General features: G+C 33.0%; 4 protein-coding genes. All 4 read right to left on the reverse strand.

Translation table 11 applies throughout. The annotated features are described in order from the left end of the window. Positions 1 to 191 precede the first annotated feature (191 nt). Positions 192 to 1,289, reverse strand: coding sequence for a PIN/TRAM domain-containing protein (locus tag AC5EAH_RS07615; RefSeq protein ID WP_493494180.1), 1,098 nt, complete (start codon positions 1,287 to 1,289; stop codon positions 192 to 194). A 143-nt stretch (positions 1,290 to 1,432) separates the two neighbouring features. Continuing rightward, positions 1,433 to 2,812 carry a DNA repair protein RadA gene (radA, locus tag AC5EAH_RS07620; RefSeq protein WP_493494181.1) on the reverse strand — a complete coding sequence of 460 codons (1,380 nt, stop codon included), beginning with the start codon at positions 2,810 to 2,812 and terminating at the stop codon, positions 1,433 to 1,435. 9 nt (positions 2,813 to 2,821) lie between these two features. Then, positions 2,822 to 5,266, reverse strand: a complete 2,445-nt coding sequence (locus tag AC5EAH_RS07625; protein WP_493494182.1) for an ATP-dependent Clp protease ATP-binding subunit — start codon at positions 5,264 to 5,266, stop codon at positions 2,822 to 2,824. Between the two features lie 10 nt (positions 5,267 to 5,276). Continuing rightward, entirely contained in the window at positions 5,277 to 5,750 is a 474-nt protein-coding gene (locus AC5EAH_RS07630; RefSeq protein ID WP_493494183.1) for a CtsR family transcriptional regulator, read from the reverse strand. Positions 5,751 to 5,946: the final 196 nt, after the last annotated feature.

Genomic DNA, 5,946 nt, shown 5'->3' on the forward strand with positions numbered 1-5,946 from the left:
AAAGACCGCTAAGCCAAAGGCAAAGTAGTCCAAACAGGAGTTCCTCTCTTATAATTTTAGATTATAGCAAAAATATCATTACTGACATAACTTGATTTAAGTGTCACTCTATTAATACTCGTCAAATTTCATGTATAAAATAAAAAATGGTATGCCCCCCTATAAGTGGATGGGGGGCATACCATTCTTATTTATATTGGTTTAACGAAAATGATTCTACCTGCTGAAGTTTGTAAGATACTTTGTACTTCTGCGTCTATTGTTTGACCGACAAACTTTTTACCATTTTCAACGACAATCATTGTGCCATCATCTGTATAGGCAACACCTTGGTTGGCTTCTTTACCTTCTTTAACAATATGGACACTAAAACGCTCACCATTGGATAATATGGGTTTAACGGCATTAGATAGATCATTAACATTTAATATACGAATGCCTCGTAATTCACTGACACGATTTAAATTATAATCAGTTGTTAAAATGGCACATTTATATTTTAAGGCATAATCCATAATTAGATTATCAACGGCATCATTTAAATTGAACTTATATTTATCATCTATACGGGCATATAGATTAGGGCTTTCTTTAAGTTTTTTAACACATTCTAAACCTAAACGTCCTTTATTACGTTTGACGGGATCTTCTGAATCTGCGATAAGTTGTAATTCATTAAGTACAAATTGAGGAATAATTAATTCACCTTCTAAAAAGCCAGTTTCAGCTACTTCTGTAATACGATGATCAATTAACACACTCGAATCTAAAACTTTTTTTATAGCCGTGCCTTTTTTAGGTAAAGGTGGTGGTGTGGCTTCTTTTTTCTCTCTATCTCGATTTATGCGATTAAGTGTTACAAGATTGGTTAATTCTACACGTTTAGATAAACCGACATAAAAACCTAAATAACCTAAGAAAACATATAAAATAATTGGAATAGTGCTGTCTACAATACTTAAACCAATATAACTAATACCTGTGCTAATTAAAGAAGCAATTAATAAACCAATAATTAAACCTACAGTGGCAACAATAATATCTTGAACGGGGATACGAATAATACGTTGTTCAATTTTTTTGATCATTGCGACTAAGGTGTTTGTAAAGAATAAAGACAAAATAAAGAATAAAATGCCTCCAATAACTAGACCAGCGATTTCATTACTAATAAAATCAAAAGGTATTAAATTGATATGAGTATATAAAGTAAATAATGACAAGCTCCAATAGCCGACACTCATACCGATAACAGTGGAAATAAATCTAACGACATATTTTAAAATCATGCTTTGCCTCCTTTCGCTAATAGTAAAGCATAGTTTTATTATAACGAATAAGTGAGTATCAGTGAAGAGATAAATGATAGAATAAGTGGATAACTATTCTATCATTTATGTAAATATTCATATCTATGAAGCGGTATTATCTATTAAGACTTAAATGTATGATAAAGTGCTTGTTGAATACTCTCGACACCTACTAAAGTAATATTGTCAGGATGTTGCCAGCCCGATAAATTACTTTTTGGTAAGAAGATACGTTTGAATCCAAGTTTGACAGCTTCTTGTACGCGCTGTTCAATACGAGAAACACGACGAACTTCTCCAGTTAATCCAACTTCGCCAATAAAACAATCTTCTGGATGAGTTGGTTGATCTTTAAAACTTGAAGCAACAGCCATAACAATTGCTAAATCTACAGCAGGTTCATCTAATTTAACACCACCTGCAACTTTAACATAAGCATCTTGCTGTTGTAATAAATAACCTGCTTTTTTTTCTAAGACAGCAAGTAATAACACAACTTTATTTTGTTCAATACCTGTAGACATTCGTCTTGGATTATTAAAAGCAGTAGACGTAACTAGTGCTTGTACTTCTACTAATAAAGGACGTGTACCTTCCATTGTTGCAACAATTGTAGAACCTGATACAACCTTATTGCGTTCTTCTAAGAAAATTTCAGAAGGATTAGCAACTTCTATTAATCCTTCTGTTTTCATTTCAAATATACCTAATTCATTAGTTGAACCAAATCTATTTTTAACAGCACGTAAAACACGATAAGTATGGTGATTATCACCCTCAAAATAGAGTACAGTATCGACCATATGTTCTAATAAACGTGGTCCAGCAATTGTCCCTTCTTTAGTCACATGCCCAACAATAAATACCGCAATATTTAATGTTTTAGCAATTCGCATTAATTCTTGCGTACATTCTCTCACTTGAGAAACACTACCAGGTGCACTTTGAATTTCAGGATGATAGATCGTTTGAATCGAATCAATGACTAAAAAACTCGGTTTAATTTGTTTCACCGCTTCACTAATGACTTGTAAATTAGTTTCGGCATAAACGTTTAAATTGTCTGTAGAGACAGTTAAACGATCAGCACGTAATTTTGTTTGTCTGACAGATTCTTCACCAGAAATATATAACACATTTTCTTGACGTGCAGATAAGGCACCAAACATTTGTAATAATAAAGTAGATTTACCAATACCAGGATCACCACCAATTAAAACAAGTGAACCGTGCACAATACCACCACCAAGTACACGGTCAAGTTCTTTTGAACCCGTTGTTGTTCTTGGGGCATCTTCAGCACTAATATCTTTTAATTTTGTCACTTGAGCTTGCTTAAAAGCATCTTCATGTAAGAAAGAATTTTTAGGTTTACTCTGTTTGATTTCTAGTACTTCAACCATAGAATTCCAACTTTGACATCCAGGGCATTTACCCATAAACTTTGCTGACTGATAACCACAATGTTGGCATTCAAATCTTAAATCACTTTTTTTTGCCATAATAATCTCCTAATTAAGCTTAGTTGTTTTACGTGGTTTACGGTAGCGAATAATAAATTTATCATTTTTGACATCAATCGTTAAATTCTTATTACTTAAATCACCTTTACGTAAAATTTCTTCAGATAACATATCTTCCACATTTTTTTGTAAAGCACGTTTTAATGGACGTGCACCATATTCAGGATTGTAACCTTCTTTAACAATTAATGCTTTAGCCTCATCAGTTAAACTCACTTTAATATTTTGTTCAGCTAAACGTTGCGATAGATTATCTACTAGCAATGTCACGATTTCACCTAATTGTTCTTTTGTTAATTCATGGAAAACAATAATATCATCAATACGATTTAAGAATTCAGGACGATAATTTTTCTTTAATTGTTCCATTGTGGCTTTTTGTAGTGCAGCATAATCTTTCTTAACGACGTCATTGCCACCAAAACCAACAAATTTAGCATCTTTTAATTGCTGTGCACCTACATTGGAAGTCATAATAATAATTGTATTTTTGAAGTCTATCGTACGACCTTGACCATCTGTTAAATGCCCATCATCTAATACTTGTAATAATAAATTGAAAACATCTGGATGTGCTTTTTCAATTTCATCTAATAAAACAACAGAGTAAGGTTTTTGTTTAACTGCTTCTGTTAATTGGCCACCTTCTTCATAACCAACAAAGCCTGGAGGTGCACCGACTAAACGACTTGTTGAGAATTTTTCCATATATTCACTCATGTCAATACGAATCATTGCCTTATCATCACCAAACATTGATTCTGCTAAAGCACGTGCCAATTCAGTTTTACCTACACCTGTTGGTCCTAAGAAAATAAAGCTTCCAATCGGACGTTTAGGATCTTTTAAGCCACTTCTAGCACGTCGCACAGCTTTAGCAATAGAAGTAATGGCTTCTTGTTGACCAATTACACGCTCATGTAGTGTTGCTTCTAATTTTAATAGGCGATCACTTTCTGTTTGTTCAAGGCGACTCACAGGAATACCTGTCCAAGCACCGATAATATCAGCAATATGTTCTTCTGTAATTAAGATGCGTTCATTTTGACGTTGTTGATGCCATAAAGTACGTTCATGATCTAATTGTCGTTCTAATAATTTTTCTTTGTCACGTAAACGTGCAGCTTGTTCAAATTGTTGAGTTAAAACAGCTTGACGTTTATCAGTTTTAGCTTGTTCTAATTCGCTTTCCATTGTTTTAAGAATTTCAGGTACAGTTAATGCACGTAAACGTACTTTAGCACTAGCTTCGTCAATTAAATCAATGGCTTTATCTGGTAAAAATCTATTTTGTATATAGCGATGACTCATTTTAACTGCTGCTTCAATGGCTTCATCTGTAATTTTTACTTTATGATGTGTTTCATAATGTGTGCGTAAACCTTTTAAAATTTCAATACTGTCTTCACTTGTTGGTTCATCAACTTTGACAGGTTGGAAACGACGCTCTAAAGCTGCATCTTTTTCAATATATTTACGATATTCATCAATTGTTGTGGCACCAATACATTGTACTTCGCCACGAGATAAGGCAGGTTTTAAAATATTTGAAGCATCAATAGCACCTTCAGCGCCACCAGCACCAATTAATGTATGTAATTCATCAATGAATAAAATAACTTCGCCATCTTTTCGAATTTCTTCCATTACTTTTTTCAAACGATCTTCAAACTCACCACGATATTTAGTACCAGCGACCATGCTACCCATATCTAATGTCATCACACGTTTATTTAGTAATGTTTCGGGTACTTCTTGATGAATGATAGCTTGTGCTAAACCTTCGACAATCGCTGTTTTACCTACACCAGGTTCACCAATTAAAACAGGATTATTTTTAGTTCGACGACTTAGTACTTCAATAATACGGATGATTTCTTTGTGACGACCAATAACTGGATCTAAATGCGTTTCACGTGCTTGTTGTGTTAAATCACGTGCTAAGCCATCTAGTGTAGATGTTAAACTAGTATGTTCAACTTGGTCTGATTGATATTCTTGCTGTTGATTAATTTTATTAATCATTGTTTGAACTTTATTTAAATTAAGATTAACTTGTTTCAAAACACGAGCAGCAATCCCATCACTTTCTTTAATTAAAGCTAACAATAGATGTTCAGTACCAACAATATTTTTATCTGATTCACGTGCTTCTTCCATTGAAAATTCGATAATTTGTTTTGCACGCGGTGTATATTCTGGCTTATCAGTAGGCGAGATTTCAGTTGTCATTAAATCATTGATAGCATCCATCACTTGTGTTTCTGTTACATGACAACTTGATAAGATATGTGCAGCAATGCCTTCAGGTTCATGAACTAAACCTAATAATAAATGTTCAGTGCTAATGTAGGGATGTTGGTATTGAATAGCCATCTTTTTGGCATAAGTAAGTACACGTTGTGCACTATTGGTAAAACGACTAAATAACATAATAACCTCCTTAATTTTGGTATTCGTTATATTTTAATACTTGTAAAAATTCAATAAGTAAACGTGCACGTATTTCACCTGCATGGAAGATATCACTTTGATCAATTTCACAATTAATAATATTAGTAATTAATTGACGTTCACGCAATGTAATTAATTGGTCATTTAATAAACCAACAACAATATTTTCAGCATTAACAGCTTCAATACTATCACCAATAATATCCATTAAATGGTCAAAAAATAATGCGCGGTCATGTGTACGTATTTTAGAAATACGGATAAACCCACCACCACCACGCTTACTTTCAATTGCATAACCGTGTTCACGTGTAAAACGTGTTTTAATTACATAATTTAATTGAGAGGGAACACAATCAAATTTTTGAGCGACAGCTTGTCGCTTTAATTCTATTTTGTCATCAGGTGCTTGAGATAATAATTGTTTAATATAATGTTCGATAATATCTGACATATTATCCATAAAAATCCCTCCTTTTCTCAACTTTGACTATATTTGACTTAATTATAAGCTATTTTATAAAAAGTGACAAGAAAAAGACTTGCTAATTGTTAAGGCTTAAGGTGTAAATTGAGGTGTTTATAAGTGTTGATTGATATTTATTCTACTTCCACTTGTCATCATGATACGGTTATTGGTTTGGGTATACTAATATAGA

The organism is Staphylococcus sp. B1(2026), from assembly GCF_058895785.1.